Origin of the sequence: Marinobacter gudaonensis (genome assembly GCF_900115175.1) — a bacterium.
In the GTDB taxonomy this organism is placed as follows: Bacteria; Pseudomonadota; Gammaproteobacteria; order Pseudomonadales; family Oleiphilaceae; genus Marinobacter; species Marinobacter gudaonensis.
The window spans coordinates 247,375-264,871 of record NZ_FOYV01000002.1; the positions used below are offsets into that span (position 1 = coordinate 247,375).

Annotated in this window: 15 protein-coding genes, 2 tRNA genes and 1 pseudogene; 15 read left to right on the forward strand and 3 right to left on the reverse strand. The window is 60.8% G+C overall.

Annotated elements, in window-relative coordinates; all coding sequences use genetic code 11:
- Positions 1 to 20: 20 nt before the first annotated feature.
- Genes prmC through hemA form a run of 3 tightly spaced genes read right to left on the reverse strand, consistent with a single transcriptional unit; the run spans position 21 to position 3,239 of the window.
- Positions 21 to 875: a peptide chain release factor N(5)-glutamine methyltransferase gene (prmC, locus tag BM344_RS14245; RefSeq protein WP_091991666.1), complete on the reverse strand. Its 855-nt coding sequence runs from the start codon at positions 873 to 875 to the stop codon at positions 21 to 23.
- On the reverse strand, positions 865 to 1,953 hold the full coding sequence (gene prfA, locus BM344_RS14250) for a peptide chain release factor 1 (protein ID WP_091991668.1): 1,089 nt from the start codon (positions 1,951 to 1,953) through the stop codon (positions 865 to 867). The genes prmC and prfA overlap by 11 nt, the downstream gene beginning before the upstream one ends.
- Positions 1,950 to 3,239 (reverse strand): glutamyl-tRNA reductase, encoded by a 1,290-nt coding sequence (gene hemA, locus BM344_RS14255; protein WP_091991669.1) that lies wholly within the window; start codon positions 3,237 to 3,239, stop codon positions 1,950 to 1,952. Before hemA ends, prfA begins: the two co-directional genes overlap by 4 nt.
- Before the next feature lie 245 nt (positions 3,240 to 3,484).
- Here hemA and BM344_RS14260 point away from each other — a divergent pair, with 245 nt between their 5' ends.
- The 15 genes and pseudogenes from BM344_RS14260 (at position 3,485) to BM344_RS14325 (ending at position 17,330) form a co-directional block, all read left to right on the forward strand.
- Positions 3,485 to 5,233 carry a tetratricopeptide repeat protein gene (locus tag BM344_RS14260; protein WP_091991671.1) on the forward strand — a complete coding sequence of 583 codons (1,749 nt, stop codon included), beginning with the start codon at positions 3,485 to 3,487 and terminating at the stop codon, positions 5,231 to 5,233.
- Positions 5,230 to 5,862 (forward strand): lipoprotein insertase outer membrane protein LolB, encoded by a 633-nt coding sequence (lolB, locus tag BM344_RS14265; RefSeq protein WP_091991673.1) that lies wholly within the window; start codon positions 5,230 to 5,232, stop codon positions 5,860 to 5,862. Before BM344_RS14260 ends, lolB begins: the two co-directional genes overlap by 4 nt.
- On the forward strand, positions 5,859 to 6,722 hold the full coding sequence (gene ispE / locus BM344_RS14270; protein ID WP_091991675.1) for a 4-(cytidine 5'-diphospho)-2-C-methyl-D-erythritol kinase: 864 nt from the start codon (positions 5,859 to 5,861) through the stop codon (positions 6,720 to 6,722). The genes lolB and ispE overlap by 4 nt, the downstream gene beginning before the upstream one ends.
- A gap of 19 nt (positions 6,723 to 6,741) precedes the next feature.
- A tRNA-Gln gene (locus tag BM344_RS14275) sits at positions 6,742 to 6,816 on the forward strand.
- A 52-nt stretch (positions 6,817 to 6,868) separates the two neighbouring features.
- Positions 6,869 to 7,819, forward strand: coding sequence for a ribose-phosphate diphosphokinase (locus tag BM344_RS14280; RefSeq protein WP_091991677.1), 951 nt, complete (start codon positions 6,869 to 6,871; stop codon positions 7,817 to 7,819).
- 165 nt (positions 7,820 to 7,984) lie between these two features.
- Complete coding sequence (locus BM344_RS14285; protein WP_091991910.1) at positions 7,985 to 8,629, forward strand: 50S ribosomal protein L25/general stress protein Ctc; 645 nt, start codon at positions 7,985 to 7,987, stop codon at positions 8,627 to 8,629.
- A gap of 30 nt (positions 8,630 to 8,659) precedes the next feature.
- Positions 8,660 to 9,250 (forward strand): aminoacyl-tRNA hydrolase, encoded by a 591-nt coding sequence (gene pth / locus BM344_RS14290; RefSeq protein ID WP_091991679.1) that lies wholly within the window; start codon positions 8,660 to 8,662, stop codon positions 9,248 to 9,250.
- Positions 9,251 to 9,325: 75 nt separating this feature from the next.
- Positions 9,326 to 10,417, forward strand: coding sequence for a redox-regulated ATPase YchF (gene ychF / locus BM344_RS14295; RefSeq protein ID WP_091991681.1), 1,092 nt, complete (start codon positions 9,326 to 9,328; stop codon positions 10,415 to 10,417).
- Positions 10,418 to 10,508: 91 nt separating this feature from the next.
- Positions 10,509 to 10,585, forward strand: a tRNA-Met gene (locus BM344_RS14300).
- 181 nt (positions 10,586 to 10,766) lie between these two features.
- Positions 10,767 to 10,949: a hypothetical protein gene (locus BM344_RS14305; RefSeq protein WP_228143651.1), complete on the forward strand. Its 183-nt coding sequence runs from the start codon at positions 10,767 to 10,769 to the stop codon at positions 10,947 to 10,949.
- 94 nt (positions 10,950 to 11,043) lie between these two features.
- Positions 11,044 to 12,321, forward strand: a complete 1,278-nt coding sequence (locus BM344_RS14310) for an O-acetylhomoserine aminocarboxypropyltransferase/cysteine synthase family protein (protein ID WP_091991683.1) — start codon at positions 11,044 to 11,046, stop codon at positions 12,319 to 12,321.
- A 174-nt stretch (positions 12,322 to 12,495) separates the two neighbouring features.
- A complete protein-coding gene (gene lipA, locus BM344_RS14315) occupies positions 12,496 to 13,551 on the forward strand; it encodes a lipoyl synthase (RefSeq protein ID WP_091991685.1) in 1,056 nt (351 codons plus the stop codon).
- Positions 13,552 to 13,757: 206 nt separating this feature from the next.
- Positions 13,758 to 13,913 (forward strand): annotated as a pseudogene (locus tag BM344_RS17790) (HAMP domain-containing protein); the annotation flags it as partial.
- A gap of 159 nt (positions 13,914 to 14,072) precedes the next feature.
- Positions 14,073 to 14,780 (forward strand): methyl-accepting chemotaxis protein, encoded by a 708-nt coding sequence (locus tag BM344_RS17795; protein ID WP_456152284.1) that lies wholly within the window; start codon positions 14,073 to 14,075, stop codon positions 14,778 to 14,780.
- A 48-nt stretch (positions 14,781 to 14,828) separates the two neighbouring features.
- Positions 14,829 to 17,330: an efflux RND transporter permease subunit gene (locus BM344_RS14325; protein WP_091991690.1), complete on the forward strand. Its 2,502-nt coding sequence runs from the start codon at positions 14,829 to 14,831 to the stop codon at positions 17,328 to 17,330.
- Positions 17,331 to 17,497: the final 167 nt, after the last annotated feature.

Sequence of the window (17,497 nt, forward strand, 5' to 3'; positions counted from 1 at the left end):
CCTACCCGGCCTGGGCCGTTTCAATCCGCTGACGCCAACCACTGGCCGAGGGTCAGCCGGTCCCGACCACCATAATCCTGCATTCCACGGATACTGGAAAAGCCTCGTTCCCGAAACAGGGCCGCCACGGATTCTGCCTGATCATAACCATGCTCCACCAACAGCCAGCCGCCTTCAACCAGCCAGTCCGGCGCCTGCTCCACGATCATTTTCAGGTCATCCAGGCCATCGGGGCCCGAGACCAGGGCAGAGGCAGGCTCGTAGCGCACATCGCCGAGGGCCAGATGTTCATCCTGCTCCGGTATATAGGGGGGATTGGAGACAATCAGATCAAATCGCTGCGGTTGCAGCCCGGAAAACCAGGTACTTTCAACCACGGTGACAGACAACTCCAAATCCCGAGCATTCTCCCGGGCCAGGTCCACCGCCGCGGCGACCGCATCGCTGGCGGTAATCTGCCAACCCGGGCGCTCACTGGCCAGGGCCAGGGCAATGGCACCGGTGCCGGTGCCCAGATCCACAACCCGGGCATCCTCGGGCAACGGCAGTGCGAGGGCGGCTTCCACCAGGCATTCCGTGTCGGGTCGGGGAATCAGCGTCGAGGCCGAGACTTTCAGGGGCAGCGACCAGAATTCCTGGTGCCCCAGCAGGTGTGCGACCGGGCGGCCAGACTGCCGCTCCCGAACCAGAGCCTCGAACGCCTCCGCCTGATCAGCCGGAATTGACTGCTCCGGCCAGGCCCGGAAGCGCGTCCGGCTCAAGCCGGTGACATGACTGAGCAGAAGCTCGGCATCCAGCCTCGGCGATTCCCCACCAATCTTTACAGAGGCGGCGTGCAGGAGGGCTTCGCAGGTCAGTGAGGATTCACTGGCCATCGGCAAGCGAGGCCAGCAACTCGGCCTGGTGCTCCTGCTGCAGAGGCACCACCACCGCATCCAGATCGCCAGCGATCACCTCATCCAGCTTGTAGAGCGTGAGATTGATGCGGTGATCGGTCACCCGGCCCTGCGGGAAATTGTAGGTGCGGATCCGCTCGGAACGGTCGCCACTGCCGACCAGACTCTTACGGGTCTCAGCCATGGATTTCTGCTGGCGCTCGGTCTCGGCGTTCTGCAGCCGGGACGCCAGGAGGCTCATGGCCTTGGCCCGGTTCTTGTGCTGGGAGCGTTCTTCCTGGCACTCCACCACAAGGCCCGTGGGCAGGTGGGTGATACGAATGGCGGAATCGGTCTTGTTAACGTGCTGACCGCCGGCCCCGGAGGCCCGGAACGTGTCCACTCGCAGGTCGGCTTTGTTGATCTCGATGGCCTCGGCCTCGTCCGCTTCCGGCATCACCGCCACCGTGCAGGCGGAGGTATGAATCCGGCCCTGGGATTCGGTTTCAGGCACTCGCTGCACGCGGTGGGCGCCAGACTCGAACTTGAGAGTGCCATACACGCCGTCGCCGGCCACCCGGGCGATGAGTTCCTTATAGCCACCGTGCTCGCCTTCACTTTCGCTCAGCACTTCCACCTGCCAGCGTCGGCGCTCGGCATAACGACAGTACATGCGAAACAGGTCCCCCGCGAAAATTGCGGCCTCATCGCCCCCCGTTCCCGCGCGGATCTCCAGAAACACGTTCTTGCTGTCGTTCGGGTCCTTCGGCAGCATCAGGCGCTGGAGTTCCTCATCCAGCTCCTCGCTCTTCTGCCGGGACAGGGCCAACTCCTCCTCGGCCATCTCGCGCATCTCGGCGTCGCCATCTTTAGCCAGCTCCCGTGCCGCCTCAATGTCGCTTAGCGAGCTGCGCCAGGCCTCGAAACACTGCACGATGGGCTCGATCTCGGCAAATTCCCGGGAAAGCTCCCGGAACTTGTCCTGCTGGGCAATAATGGAAGAATCGCTGAGCAAAGCGCTGACTTCCTCGAAGCGGTCTGTCAGTTGCTCGAGGCGGGATTGGATCGATGGCTTCATAGTTTTTCCGGAGTGGTCGTCGCGTCCGCGTCCAGTGCATCCAGCTGGTGCAATTCACGCAGCCACTCTGTCACCTCGGTTCGACCTTCGGTTGTGGCCTTGCGAACCTGAACCGAGGGTTCATGCAGAAGCTTGTTGGTCAGGCCCCGCGCCAGACTGCGTAGCACGGTTTCTGGGTCACCGCCATTACGCAGAGCGCGAAGGGCTTTGTCGGTTTCGTTATCGCGCAGCAGTTCTGCACGCTGCCGGAACTGCTTGAGAGTGGAAACGGCGTCCAGGGCCCGGAGCTGGTTAAGGAAATCCTGAACCCCTGCAGCAACCAGGTTTTCGGCTTCCCGGGCCGCACCCTCACGGGAACGGATGTTCTCTTCAATCACCTGGCGCAGGTCGTCCACGGTGTACAGGTAAACATCGGCCAGGGAGCCCACTTCGGGCTCGATATCCCGGGGTACTGCAATGTCCACCATGAAATAGGGCCGGTGCTTGCGTCGCTTCAAGGCACGCTCGACGGCGCCCTTGCCCAGGATTGGCAGAGGGCTGGCGGTGGAGGAGATGATGATATCCACATCTGGCAGGTGCTCCGGGATTTCGGACAGCACGATGCCTTTGCCGCCGCGTGACTCCGCCAGTGCCTGAGCACGCTCAAGGGTACGGTTGGCCACCAGGAAATCTCGGACGCCGGCATCGGCCAGATGGCGAGCCACCAACTCGATGGTTTTACCGGCACCAATGAGCAGGGCCTTGTTGCGGGACATGTCGGCAAAAATGTGGTGCGCCATACTCACCGCGGCGTAGGCAACCGACACCGGATTTTCGCCGATGGCCGTCTGGGTCCGCACCCGCTTGGCTACCGAAAAGGTATGTTCAAACAGACGTGACAGGAAGGAGCCACTGGCCCCGTGCTCGCGCGCCAGGGCATAGGCATCTTTCAGTTGCCCCAGGATCTGGGGCTCGCCCAGCACCATGGAATCCAGCCCAGCTGCCACCCGCATCATGTGCCTCACGGCATCGCCATCCCGGTGCATGTAGAGAGCTTCCTCAAGCTCGGCCGCTTCAAGACCATGGAAGCCCGCCAGCCACCGCAGCACCATTGGCGCGCAGTCATCATCGCCCGCCAGGTAAAGTTCGGTCCGGTTGCAGGTGGACAGAATGGCCGCCTCGCTGGCACCGGAGGTAGCGCGCAGCTCGGCAAACGCCTCGGCCATGCGCTCGGGCGTAAACGCCACCCGCTCCCGAAGCTCAACGGGGGCGGTGCGATGATTGATGCCAAGCGTTAGAAGTGCCATGGGCGGGATGTACGACCTTTTACCGGAAAGATGTCAGAACCTTCACAATGCCTGACATTTTAACGATCAGAAGGCCTTGCTGCCACCTGAAAGCACGGACGCTTCGGCAAGTGCGGACAGGTTGGGCAAGATCAAACGCTTATGCCATTATAGGGGCTCGGCCTGAGCCCGAACCTTATCTATCCCGGTTCCACAGGTGGGGCGGCTATTCTGACGCGTTTTTTCGACAGATCATGGGAAGTTGCATGCATAAATCCGTACCCTTGTTCCTCACCTCCCTTTTTGGCCTGACCCTGGCGGGATGTGCAAGCCTGAACGGCACCGATGAGCCGCCCACCCCGGAACCGACGAGCGCCCAGGCCACGCAGAGCAAGCCGACGGCGCCCATTGAATACGCCGACTTCGAGCCGGAAACCCTCTACCTGTTGCTCTCGGCCGAAATTGCGGCACAGCGGGGCCGCTTCGACATTACCCTGGTGAACTATCTCAATGCCGCCAAGCAGTCCCGGGACCTGGGCGTTATTGAACGGGCAATGCGCATTGCCCAATCACTCAACGGGGACAACGCCCAGAAGCAACTGGCGGAACTTTGGCTTGAGGTGGATCCGGACAACCTGCAGGCCCACCGCATTTCCGCCATCCAGGCCGTCAAGGGCAGTGACCTCCAGACTGCCATGCACCACATGGAACAGATCATGAACCAGGGCGGTGATGCGGATTTCGACAGCCTCGCCGCCATGGCCAGCAACCTGCCCGAGGAAAACCAGCGGGAACTGCTGTCGCTCTATAAAGAGATGGCGGGCCGGCACCCCGATACGCCGGAACTCGAATACAGCATCGCCCTTCTGCTGAAAGTAACCGGCCAGCCCCAGAAGGCCCTTGAGCAACTGACCCCCCTGCTTGAGGAGAACCGCAATTTCCAGCCCGGCATCATCCTCAAGGGGGATCTGCTTTATCAAACCGGACGCGAGGATGAAGCCCTCGATTACCTGCTCACCAATACCCGGCGGTTTCCTGCCAACCGGCAGATGGGCACTCTGTATGGCCGCATGTTGATCAACGAGGGCGAGTTGCAGGCGGCACAGGACGAGTTCGCCCGACTGGTAACACGCTACCCGGATATCCCGGGCCTGCGCCTCTCTCACGCCCTGGTGGCCCTGGAAAACGGGCAAACCCAACTGGCCCGAGAGGAACTGACCCGCCTGCTGGAACAAGGCCATCACGTGAGTGAGGCCAACTATTACCTGGGGCGCATTGAGGATCAGGCAGGCAATGCCGAACAGGCTATCGGGTATTATCAGAGTGTGGAGGAAGGCAACTACTATTTCCCCGCGCTGGCCCGGGCAAGCGCCTTGCTGGCCGAAAACGGCCAGCTTGAGCAGGCCATCGACCGCATTCACCGACTGCGTGAGGCCAATCCGCGGCAGGCCGAGAACTTCTGGCTGCTGGAAGTGAACCTGCTGTTGGATGAGAAACAGCAGCAGGAAGCTCTGACCACCGCAACCGAAGCCCTTGAGCAGTACCCGGACAACATCGAGATCCGTTACGCCCGCGCCATGCTCTACGACACACTGGGCCAGACCGCCGAAGCGGAAGCGGATCTGCGCCGCATCATTGAGCAGGAACCGCAGAACGCCGTGGCCCTGAACGCCCTCGGCTACATCCTGACCACGCGCACTGACCGGCTCCGGGAAGCCCGGGGGTATATCGAACAGGCCCTCAAACTGGATCCGGACAACCCGGCCATTCTGGACAGCATGGGCTGGGTCCTGTTCCTGGAAGGTCGACTGGATGCCGCTCTGGACTACCTGGCCCGGGCCTGGGACGCCTACCCGGATCCGGAAGTGGCGGCCCATTACGGGGAGGCCCTCTGGATGAGCGGCGCCGAAGACCAGGCCCGGATAATCTGGCAGGAAGGTCTGGAACAGGACAGCAGCCACGAGGTCCTGCGGGAGACCATTGACCGCCTGACCAACGGTAGCGAGCTGCAATGAGTCTGATCCGCTTACTGGCGGCCGCGGCGCTGGCCGTCATTCTCGGCGCCTGCACCAGCATCCCGGTTGAACCTCTGCCTGAAGGCATGACCGACCAGCCACCGGCAGAGTGGGCGGCCCGGTCTGCCCGCCTGGCGCAACTGGACCACTGGGAACTGAGCGGCAAACTGGCGGTGCGCCAGCCATCGGACAGCGGCACGGCGATTATCAACCACTGGATCCAGAACGGCGAGGCCTACGACCTGGCCCTGTCCTCCTCCTTCCTGGGCATGGGCAGCACCACTCTCAGAGGCGTGCCCGGATTCATTGAACTTACCCTTGCCAATGGCGAAACCTACCGCTCGTCCGAACCCGAAGCGCTGGTAGCCGCCGCCACCGGCTGGCAGTTGCCCCTGGACGACCTCGTCTGGTGGATTCGCGGCCTGCCCTCCCCGGCCAGCGACTACCGGCTCCTGTTCGAGGAACAGGGCCGACTGGCGATGATCCGCCAGGCCGGCTGGGAGATCCGTTACGACCGCTGGCAGCCCTTCCTGGCAGACTATCCAGAGCTGCCGGCCCGGATTACCGCGCTCAAGGAAGACAAAAGAGTCCGGGTGGTGATCAGCGACTGGCAGAAGCAGGCGCCATGATGCCGGATCTGATCCTGCCCTCGCCGGCCAAGCTTAACCTGTTCCTGCACATTGTTGGGCGCCGACCGGACGGCTATCACGAACTCCAGACGCTGTTCCAGTTCCTCGACTACGGTGACGAGCTTGGCTTTACGCTGACGCCAGAACGCCCCGGGGTGCGGCTGGCGGAACCCCTTGCCGGCGTTCCCGACACCGACAATCTCGTTATCCGCGCCGCACATGCCCTGATGGGGCAAGTCTCTGCCCCCCTGACCGGAGTCACTATCCATGTACGCAAGCGCCTGCCCATGGGCGGCGGCCTGGGCGGTGGCAGCTCCAATGCGGCCACCACCCTCCTCGGCCTCAATCATCTGTGGCAGCTGGGCCTCAATCTGGACGAGCTGGCCGACCTCGGCCTTAGCCTGGGTGCGGACGTACCGGTGTTCGTGCGCGGCCATGCCGCCTTCGGAGAGGGTGTGGGCGAAAAGCTCACGGAGGCCCATCCACCGGAGGACTGGTTCGTAATTCTCAAGCCCGCGTGCAACATCAACACTGGCAAGATTTTTTCCGAGCAAGGGTTGACAAGGAACACCCCTAGAATCAAAATAGCGCCCGCTTTTGAGGGAGACGCCTCGAGGTACCGAAACGACTGTGAGGATGTAGTTCGCAAACTGTATCCTGAGGTTAACCAGAGCCTGGACTGGCTTTCACAATTCGGACCTGCAAGATTAACCGGAACCGGGGCTTGCATCTTTGGACGTTTCCCGACAGAATCCGCAGCCCGGATCATCTGGGAAAGCAAACCCTCCGGCGTCACGGGGTTCGTAGCTAAAGGGGTGAACATTTCACCTCTGCACAAAAAGCTAACAGAGCTGGAATGATGCCAAAAAAGCACGATACTGGGGTGTCGCCAAGTGGTAAGGCAACGGGTTTTGATCCCGTCATGCGCAGGTTCGAATCCTGCCACCCCAGCCACCTTTCTCCCGCTTCTTCTGAATCAAACGCCGATACTGAGAAGGATGCCGTCGTGTCCAAACTGATGATCTTCGCAGGCAACGCTAATCCTGAGCTCGCCCAGGCCATTGCCCGCAAACTCCACATTCCCATGGGTCAGGCCACTGTAGGCCGTTTCAGCGACGGAGAAACCACCGTCGAGATCAATGAGAATGTCCGCGGCCATGATGTCTTCATCATCCAGCCGACCTGCTACCCCACCAACGACAACCTGATGGAACTGATCGTGATGGCCGACGCGCTTCGTCGCGCCTCCGCCACACGGGTCACCGCGGTTATCCCTTACTACGGGTATGCCCGCCAGGACCGCCGGGTACGTTCCACCCGCGTTGCCATCAGCGCCAAGGTGGTCGCAGACATGATTTCCAGCATCGGCGTTGACCGGGTTCTGACCGTTGATCTGCACGCCGACCAGATCCAGGGTTTCTTCGACATTCCGGTGGACAACATCTACGCCACGCCGGTGATGCTTGAAGACATCTTCAAGCAGCGTTTCGAAAATTTTGTGGTGGTCTCCCCCGACGTGGGCGGCGTGGTTCGCGCCCGGGCCGTGGCCAAACGCCTCGACGACGCCGATCTCGCCATCATCGACAAGCGTCGCCCGAAGGCCAACGTCTCCCAGGTCATGCACATCATCGGCGATGTGAAAGACAAGACCTGTATCCTGGTGGATGACATCATCGATACCGCCGGCACTCTGTGCAAGGCCGCCAACGCCCTGAAAGAGCACGGCGCCGCCCGGGTGGTTGCCTATATTACCCACCCGGTCCTCTCCGGCCCGGCCATTGATAACATCAATGCCTCCCAATTGGACGAACTCGTGGTGTGCGACACCATTCCACTGGGTGACAAAGCGAAGAATTGTGATAGAATCCGCGTCCTCGGAATGGCCGGACTGCTGGCGGAGTCCATTCGCCGCGTCAGTAATGAAGAGTCCATCAGCGCCATGTTCGAGAATGCCTGAGTGGCCCATCGGCCTTAATACTTCGGCATAACAAGCAGTTACCGGGTCGGGAGCCTCAACAGGCTCCCGACTCTTTTAGTCAGCCGGAAAAATCCGGCTTTTCGAGAACAGCATCCGGAGCCAGCCTGGTCGCGGGCCCTCCAGATGCCGATTGAGGTACATAGCATGTCTCAGGATTTTGTAATTGAAGCATTTCCTCGTGACGATCAGGGGAGAGGTGCGAGCCGCCGCCTGCGTCGTGAGGAGCGTAAGATTCCGGCCATCATCTATGGTGGCGGAAAAGACGCAACACCGGTTGCCATCTGGCACAACGAACTTAAAAAGGCCCTGGAAAACGAAGCCTTCTTCTCGCACATTCTGACCATCGAACTCGGTGGCAAGAAAGAAAGCGTGATCCTGAAGGATCTGCAGCGTCACCCGTACAAGCCGATCCTGACCCACGCCGACTTCCTGCGCGTTGACAAGGACCACGAGATCCACGTCAATGTACCGCTGCACTTCATCAACGAAGACAGTGCGCCGGCCATCAAGCTGCACGGCGGTGTTGCGAACCACCAGATCAACGAAGTGGAAGTGATCTGTCTGCCGCAAAACCTGCCGGAGTTCATCGAAGTGGACATGACCACCGTTGAGATGGACCAGGTAGTTCACCTGAGCGATCTCAAACTGCCGAAAGGTGTTCGCGTTGCAGCCCTGCTGCAGGGTGAGGATCACGACCTCCCGGTTGTGGCCATCCACAAGCCGCGCGGCGCCAAGGCTGACGACGCCGAAGAAGGCGACGAGGGCGAGGAAGGCGAAGACAAGGAGTAATCACTCCTGGACGAACGGGAGCGGCGGAAGATGGCACAGGATATCCTCATGGTGGTGGGCCTGGGAAACCCCGGAGCTGACTACGAGAATACCCGCCATAACGCCGGCGCCCTGTTCGTCGATGCTCTGGCCCGCGCTGCGGGCCAGACGCTTCGTCCGGAAAAGAAGTATCACGGGCTGTATGCCCGCATCCAGTGGCAGGGCCTGGACCTGCATCTACTCAACCCCACCACCTTTATGAATCGCAGCGGCCTGGCCATCAAGGCCCTGGCAGACTTCTTCAAGATTCAGCCCCAACAGATTCTGGTTGCCCACGACGAACTCGATCTGCCCCCGGGTACCGCCAAGCTCAAGAAAGGCGGCGGCCACGGCGGACACAACGGCCTGCGCGATGCCATCTCCCACCTAGGCACCAACGAGTTCCAGAGGCTGCGCATTGGCATTGGCCACCCCGGCGATAGCCGGAAAGTCACCGGTTTTGTGCTTGGCCGCCTGGGCAAACAGGAAACTGAAGAACTCAACGCCGTGATCGACGAAGTCCTGCGCATACTGCCGGATGCCGCCAATGGCAAACTCCCGGCTGCCATGAACCGCCTGCACAGTTTCAAACCCGGGGTCTGACATTCCCCTTACTCGCTTACGCACCCCCACACCGGTATAATCCGCGCAAATTTTCAGCACCAGCAGAGGCATTCCATGGGATTTAACTGCGGCATCGTCGGCCTCCCCAACGTCGGCAAATCCACCCTGTTCAACGCATTGACCAAATCCGGCATCGGCGCGGAAAACTTCCCCTTCTGCACCATCGAACCCAACGCCGGGGTGGTGGCCATGCCCGACCCACGACTGAACAAGCTGGCTGAGATCGTCAAACCTCAGCGCGTGGTGCCTACCACCATGGAATTCGTGGACATCGCGGGCCTGGTGGCCGGCGCCTCCAAAGGTGAAGGCCTGGGTAACCAGTTCCTGGCCAATATTCGCCAGACCGACGCCATTGCCCACGTGGTGCGCTGCTTCGAGGACGGCAACGTGATCCACGTGGCCAACAAGGTGGATCCGGCCTCGGACATCGACGTGATCAACACCGAGCTGGCCCTGGCCGACCTGGAAACCGTGGAGAAGGCCATCAAGCGGGTGCAGCGCGTAGCCAAGAGCGGCGACAAGGAAGCCAAGGCCCAGCTCGAGATGTTCGAGAAGCTGCTGCCGGTTCTTAACGAAGGCAAGCCGGTGCGTAGCATGAACCTCGACAAGGACCAGATGGCCCTGATCCGGGAGCTGTGCCTGCTCACCGTCAAGCCCACCATGTACATTGCCAACGTCAACGAAGACGGCTTCGAGAACAACCCGCACCTGGACACCGTGCGCAAGATTGCCGAATCCGAAAACGCCGTGGTGGTGCCCATCTGCAACAAACTGGAAGCCGAGATCTCGGAACTGGAAGACGACGAGAAAGCCATGTTCCTGGACGAAATGGGTATGGAAGAGCCAGGCCTGGATCGGGTGATCCGCGCCGGCTACAGCCTGCTGGGCCTGCAGACCTACTTCACCGCCGGCGTAAAAGAAGTGCGCGCCTGGACCGTGAAGATTGGCGCCACTGCACCCCAGGCCGCCGGCGTCATCCACACCGACTTCGAGCGCGGCTTCATCCGTGCCGAAGTGGTCAGCTACGACGATTTCGTGCAGTTCAATGGCGAAGCCGGCGCCAAGGACGCCGGCAAGTGGCGCCTGGAAGGCAAGGACTACATCGTCCAGGACGGCGACGTTATTCACTTCCGCTTCAACGTGTAATTTTTCAGGAAAAACCAGGCCCAAGTCTTGACAGACTGGGCCCAAATACTGAAAATACGCGCCTCGTTTGGGGCGTTGCCCGAGACGAAATGGCAAGGTAGCTCAGTTGGTTAGAGCACAGCACTCATAATGCTGGGGTCGGCGGTTCGACTCCGCCCCTTGCTACCAGTATTCTGAAAAGCCCGTCGCGAAAGCGCCGGGCTTTTTTGTGCCCGGGGAAACCTGCACCGCCTTTCATGACAATCCCTTGAAAAAATCCAACGTCACTTAAACAAACTTTGACAATGTCCCGCCCCGTATTCGGATAGCATTAAGTCTTTCTCCGGTGCGATGAAAGGCAGTGCACATTATGAAATCCCGCCACGCTCTCACGGTTTTTCTGGCCGTCATTCTGGTGCCCGTTGCTCTCGGGTTCTCCGGCGCGAGCGTCAAGGCCGCCCTGCTGTCCATCGGCGTGTTCTGGGCCTGCCTGGGCATCTTCTTCTACCCCACCATAGCCGACTACGTGCGAGCCCGGAATCGTCACCGCTGACGCTGATGCCCCCACGATGCTTAGCCGGTAAAGTCTGTGTCATACTCTCGGTCCTGAACGCCAGAACAACAAACCACCAGCAAGGATCGTTGACATGAAACCGGAAACTCTCGCCCTGCACGCAGGCTTCAAGAGCGACCCCACTACCCGGGCCGCCACGACGCCGATTTACCAGACCACGTCCTACACTTTCGACGACACCCAGCACGGGGCCGACCTGTTCGACCTGAAGGTTCAGGGCAACATCTATACCCGCATCATGAACCCCACCAACGCCGTACTTGAAGAGCGGATGACCGAGCTCGAAGGCGGCGTGGGCGCATTGGCGGTTGCCTCGGGCATGGCGGCCATCACCTACGCCCTGCAGACCATCTGCAAGGTGGGCAACAACATCGTCAGCACCAGCCAGCTGTATGGCGGCACCTACAACCTGTTCGCCCACTCGCTGCCGAACCAGGGCATTGAGTGCAAGATGGTTAGCCACGACGATTTTGACGCCGTGGAAAAAGCCATCGACGGAAACACCCGCGCCCTGTTCTGCGAATCCATCGGCAATCCGGCAGGCAACGTGGTGGATATCCAGCGTTGGGCGGAGATTGCCCACAAGCACGGTATTCCACTGATGGTGGATAACACCGTGGCCACACCTTTCCTATGCCGCCCCTTTGATCACGGGGCCGACATCGTGATTCATTCGCTCACCAAGTACATTGGCGGGCATGGCACCACCGTGGCCGGGGTGATTGTGGATTCCGGCAAGTTCGACTGGAAGGCCAGCGCCGACAAGTTCCCGATGCTCAATGAGCCGGACCCTTCGTACCACGGCGTGGTCTACACCGACGCCCTGGGCCCGGCCGCCTTTATCGGACGCTGCCGCGTGGTCCCCCTGCGCAACACCGGGGCTGCCCTGGCGCCGTTCAACGCCTTCCTGATCATGCAGGGACTGGAAACCCTGGCACTGCGTATGGAGCGCCACTGCCAGAATGCCGAGAAAGTGGCCAATTACCTGCAGGAACACCCGGCGGTGGAGTGGGTCAACTACGCCACACTGGCCAACAGCCCCTACAAGGCAACCTGCGACAAGATTTGCGGCGGCAAGGCATCAGGGATCCTGAGCTTTGGTATCAAGGGCGGCCGGGAAGCCGGCGCAAAATTTATCGACGCCCTGGAACTGATTCTGCGACTGGTGAACATTGGCGACGCAAAGTCCCTGGCCTGCCACCCGGCCACCACCACCCATCGCCAGTTGAATCCGGACGAGCTGAAAAGCGCTGGGGTGAGTGAAGACCTGGTGCGCTTGTCCATCGGCATTGAACACGTGGACGACCTGATTGCCGATATCAGCCAGGCCCTGGACAAAGCCCAGGCCTGACGGACGCCCGCTGCCGTACAACCGCCCTGGAAACGGGGCGTATTTGACAAGGGTCAAGGGCTTCGACGAAAGTCGTGCCCTGCACCCCCGTGATTGCCACTACCCGCCTTGTATCTGATCTGGCAGCCCATTACTCTTAACGATCCCCACGTTTTTATTGAGAGTCCGGTTGTAATGAGCGACAGCGCCAAGCCCCGCGTTACCAGTGGTTCCAAATTCCGCAGCGAGCACGGCTTTTCCGCCATCAAGGACGGTGTCAAGCGCTCCTCCAGACCGGAGGCCGAAGAGGCGGAGCAAAAGCCACAGCGCAAGCCCAAATGGTTGCGGGCACGCATGCCCGGTGGCGAACGCTACGAGGCGGTGCGCAAGAACGTCAGCGAACATCGCCTGAGCACCGTGTGCCAGGAAAGCCACTGCCCCAACATTGGTGAATGCTGGACCGCCGGCACCGCCACCATCATGGTGATGGGCTCGGTGTGCACCCGGGCGTGCAAGTTCTGTGCGGTGGACACCGGCAACCCCAAAGGCTGGCTGGACCCGGAAGAGCCAGAGAATACGGCCAAGTCGGTGGAGCTGATGGGCCTGCGCTACATCGTGCTCACCTCGGTTGACCGGGACGATCTGGACGACGGCGGCGCCGCCCACTATGCGGCCTGCGTGTCGGCAATCAAGCGGCGCACGCCGGAAGTGGCGGTGGAAGCCCTGACACCGGACTTCGATGCCGTCATGTCCGACGTCGAAAAAGTGGTGGATTCCGGCCTGGACGTGTTTGCCCAGAACGTGGAAACGGTCAAGCGCCTGACCCGCCGCGTGCGTGACCCCCGCGCCGGCTATGAGAAAACTCTGCGGGTGCTGGAACACGCCAAGAAGCATCGCCCGGACGTGCTCACCAAAACCAGCCTGATGCTGGGCCTGGGTGAAACCGAGGAGGAGATCCTCGAAACCATGGACGATCTGCGTGCCATCGGCGTGGACATCCTGACTCTGGGCCAGTATCTGCGCCCTACCCCGAACCACCTGCCGGTGGAACGCTACGTGACCCCGGAAGAGTTCAACCGCTATCGGGAAATCGGCCTTGAGAAAGGCTTCATGGAAGTGCCCTCCGGCCCCATGGTTCGCTCAAGTTACCGGGCCGACAAAGTATTCGACAAAAACAATCTCGGTCTCGCTGTGCCCGAGGTCCCCCAGACCTCCAACGCCATGCAGATACCGGTGAAGGCCATCGACTGAGGCCCTCCATGCTCACATTGCTGCGAAATGCCCGGCTGAAGTACAAGTTCTGGTTGCTGAACATTGTCGTTTTTGCAGTTCTCTGCCTTCTGGTGCTCTACGCCATGCATACCATGGCCGGGCAAACCGGTCGGCCTTTTGCCGATGTCTTCGGCGATACCGCGCCGGGGTTTGCCCTCGTGGTCGCGGTGCTGATGGTTCTGGAGATGGCCGGCTCGCAGCTGTTGATCTCCTTTATCGAGCGGCATGTCAACCGCCTGAAAGACACCATGGTTTCTGTCCAGGGCTCGGGCAATCTCAGCGAGCGGGCCCACGTGGACTCCACCGACGAGATCGGCCAGATGGCCAGTGCCTTCAACGCCATGCAGGACCGCACGGGCACGGTGGTTCGAAGCATGAAGGAGGCCATTGATCGTCTGCATCACGAAGTGCAGGAACTCACCACCGCAGCCGAGGCCCGACGGGACGACCTGAGCCGGCAGCAGGCCGGTGCAGACCGCTCCGCGGAAGTCATCGAGACCATGCTGCAGAGTTTTACCGGCATTGCCGAGCAGGCCGGCATTGCCAAGACACTGTCCCACGAAGCCCGGGATACCGCACGGGACGGAAGCCAGCGGGTGGGCCAGAGTGCCGACAGTATTCGCCGGCTGGCCGACGTGGTGCGCAGCTCCGCCAGCAGTGTCGAGGCCCTCGCCGAAAACAGCCACGAGATCAGTCATGCCATTACCGAAATTCGCGGTATCGCCGAGCAGACCAACCTGCTGGCCCTGAACGCCGCCATTGAGGCAGCCCGGGCCGGTGAGCAGGGCCGGGGATTCGCGGTGGTGGCCGATGAAGTTCGCAAGCTGGCCCAGCGGGTTCAGGATTCCACCGACCAGATCCAGGGCACCATCGACCGCCTGCTGGCAGCCATGGACACCGCCGTCCAGCAGATGACCGGCAGTTCCGAGGACGCCACCCGCTGCGTTGAGGAATCCGAACAGGGACGCCGCGCCCTGGAAGCCATCAACGAAGTGGTGGGCCGCATCGACCAGACCAACCAGGAAATCGCCAACGTCTCAGCCCACCAGACCGCCGGTACCGACGACGTGCTGGCCAACGTCCAGGGTATTCGCGAGACCACCCAGAACATGGTCACCCAGCTTGCCGAGAGCGCCGATATGAGCCTACGGCTGAAGCGACTGATCGATTCTCTCGAAGAAGCGGGTTCAAAGGTCACGGTTCACTAAGGTTTGTGGCACACTCTGCACTCGTTTTCACCGGCAGAGTAGTTGTTCATGAATCGTCTTCGCGCCCTGTATGATCGCCTGATCTTTCCACACCCATTGCTTGTGCTGGCCGTTTTCGGGGTGTTGCTCGCCCTCGCGGCGTTAAGGTTCCACGAATTCCGTCTGGACGCCTCCGCCGAATCCCTGGTACTCGAAAACGACCGGTCACTGGAACAGTACCGCCAGATCAACCGCCGCTTCACCACCTCCGACGACTTTCTGGTGGTGACCTACACGCCCGGGGGCGAACTGTTCTCCGAGGACGGACTTGCGCGGCTGGCCAGCCTGCGTGATGAACTGCAGGCGCTGGATGCCGTGGGCTCCACCAACAGCATCCTCAGCGTGCCCCTGCTGCACAGCCCGGACCTCACCCTCGACACCGTCGACAGCGAGATCAAGACCCTGGACCAGCACGATGTGCCACCAGACACGGCCAGGCAGGCGTTGCTGAACAACCCGCTCTACCCCAACCTGCTGATCAGTGAAGATGGCCGCACCACCGCCATTCAGGTCAACCTGCCGACACCGGATCGCTACTTCGAGCTGCTCAGAGCACGCAACGACCTGCGGGACAAGGCCAGTGCCGGTAACGCCTCTGAGGCCGAACTGGCCGAGCTGGAGCGGGTCCAGCAGGCGTTCATCGACTATACCGAAACCCTGGGCGTGGAACGGGACGCCACCATCCGGACTGTGCGGGACATCCTGGACAAATACCGCAATCACGCCGAGATTCACCTGGGCGGCGTGCCAATGATCGTCGCCGACATGATCCGCTTCATCGAGAACGACCTGTCCACCTTTGGCCTGGGCGTGCTGGCCTTCCTGCTGCTGACACTGGCCATCATCTTCCGTCAGTGGCGCTGGGTGCTGGTGCCCATGCTGTGCTGCGGTTTCACGGTATGGTTGATGATCGGCTTCCTGGGCTGGACCCAATGGCCGGTGACGGTCATCTCATCGAACTTCGTTTCCCTATTGCTGATCATGACCCTCTCGCTCACCATCCACCTGATCGTGCGTTACCGGGAATTCCAGCACGACGAGCCCCAGGCCAGCCCCCGGGAGACTCTGCGCAACACGGTGATGGCGATGATCAAGCCCTGCTTCTATATGGCGATCACCACCATCGTCGCCTTTGGCTCCCTGACCTTCAGCGGTATTCGCCCGGTGATTGATTTTGGCTGGATGATGACCCTGGGGCTGACCGTGGCGTTCCTGATCACCTTCCTCATATTCCCGGCGCTGCTGACTCTGCTGCCACCGCCTCTCGACAGCCATGTCAGCGCCAACCGCGTGCCCTTTACCGACGCCTTTGCCCGCTTCACCGAACGCTTCGGCAATACGGTGCTGGTCGGATCTGCGGTGATTGCAGCGTTATGCGTGGTAGGCCTGACCCGGCTGTCGGTTGAGAACAGCTTCATCGACTACTTCAAACCCTCCACCGAAATTCACCAGGGCATGATTACCATCGACAACCGTCTGGGCGGCACCACGCCCCTGGATGTGGTGATCACCGACGACCCGCCCCCCGAGGGCGCAGGCGGCGATCCGTTTGCCAGCGACTGCGACCCCTTCGTGCAGGACTGTGGCACAGGCGAGGAATATCGGGATACCTGGTACACCTATCAGAAAATGCAGGAACTGGAAGCCGTACACAAATATCTGGACGGCCTGCCGGAAACCGGCAAGGTACTGTCCATCAACACCACCCTGAAGCTTTTGGCCAAGATCAACGAAGGCGAGCCCCTGAACGCCCTCGAGCTGGCTTTCGTGCCGGCCGCTGTGCCAGACGACCTTCAGGATGTTCTGCTGACGCCATACATCTCTGAGGAGCACGATCAGGCAAGGTTCAGTGTCCGCATTCTGGAAACCATGCCGGATCTGAAGAGGGATGCGCTCCTGGACCGGATCCGCAACCACCTGACCACGGAATTGGGCTACGACCAGGATCAGATCATGCTGGCTGGCATGACGGTGATGTACAACAACATGCTGCAGAGCCTGTTTGATTCCCAGATCAAGACCATCGGCGTGGTGTTTGTGGCCATCATGCTGATGTTCCTGATCCTCTTCCGCTCCCTGAAACTGGCTCTGATCGGCATCGCCCCCAATCTCATCGCCGCCGGCTCGGTGCTGGGCCTGATGGGCTGGCTGGACATCCCCCTGGACATGATGACCATCACGGTTGCCGCCATCACGGTTGGCATCGCCGTGGACGACACCATCCACTATATCCACCGATTCAAAACCGAGTTCCGTAAAGACGGCGACTACATTGCCACCATGCACCGCTGCCACCGAAGCATCGGCCAGGCGATGTTCTTCACCTCGCTGACGATCATCTCCGGGTTCTCGATTCTGGTGCTGTCGAACTTCATCCCGACCATTTACTTCGGGTTGTTTACCGGGTTTGCCATGTTCATGGCCCTGGTGGGGGCGCTTACCCTGCTGCCTCGGCTCATTGTTCTGGTTAAACCCTTTGGCTCAGAAGGGGCTTCTGGCTTGGGCTCCTAGCCTGCTAGTTTCGGTGGAGGAACAGGGGTGTTACCCCCTCCCAAAAAACGCTACGAGCACATCCATGTGCGCTTGGCTGTGGCCATCCCTGGCCACAGACATTTTTGGGAGGGGGTAACACCCCTGTTCTTCGAAACCTTCAGCAATGCCAGACAGTCAGAAGGCAT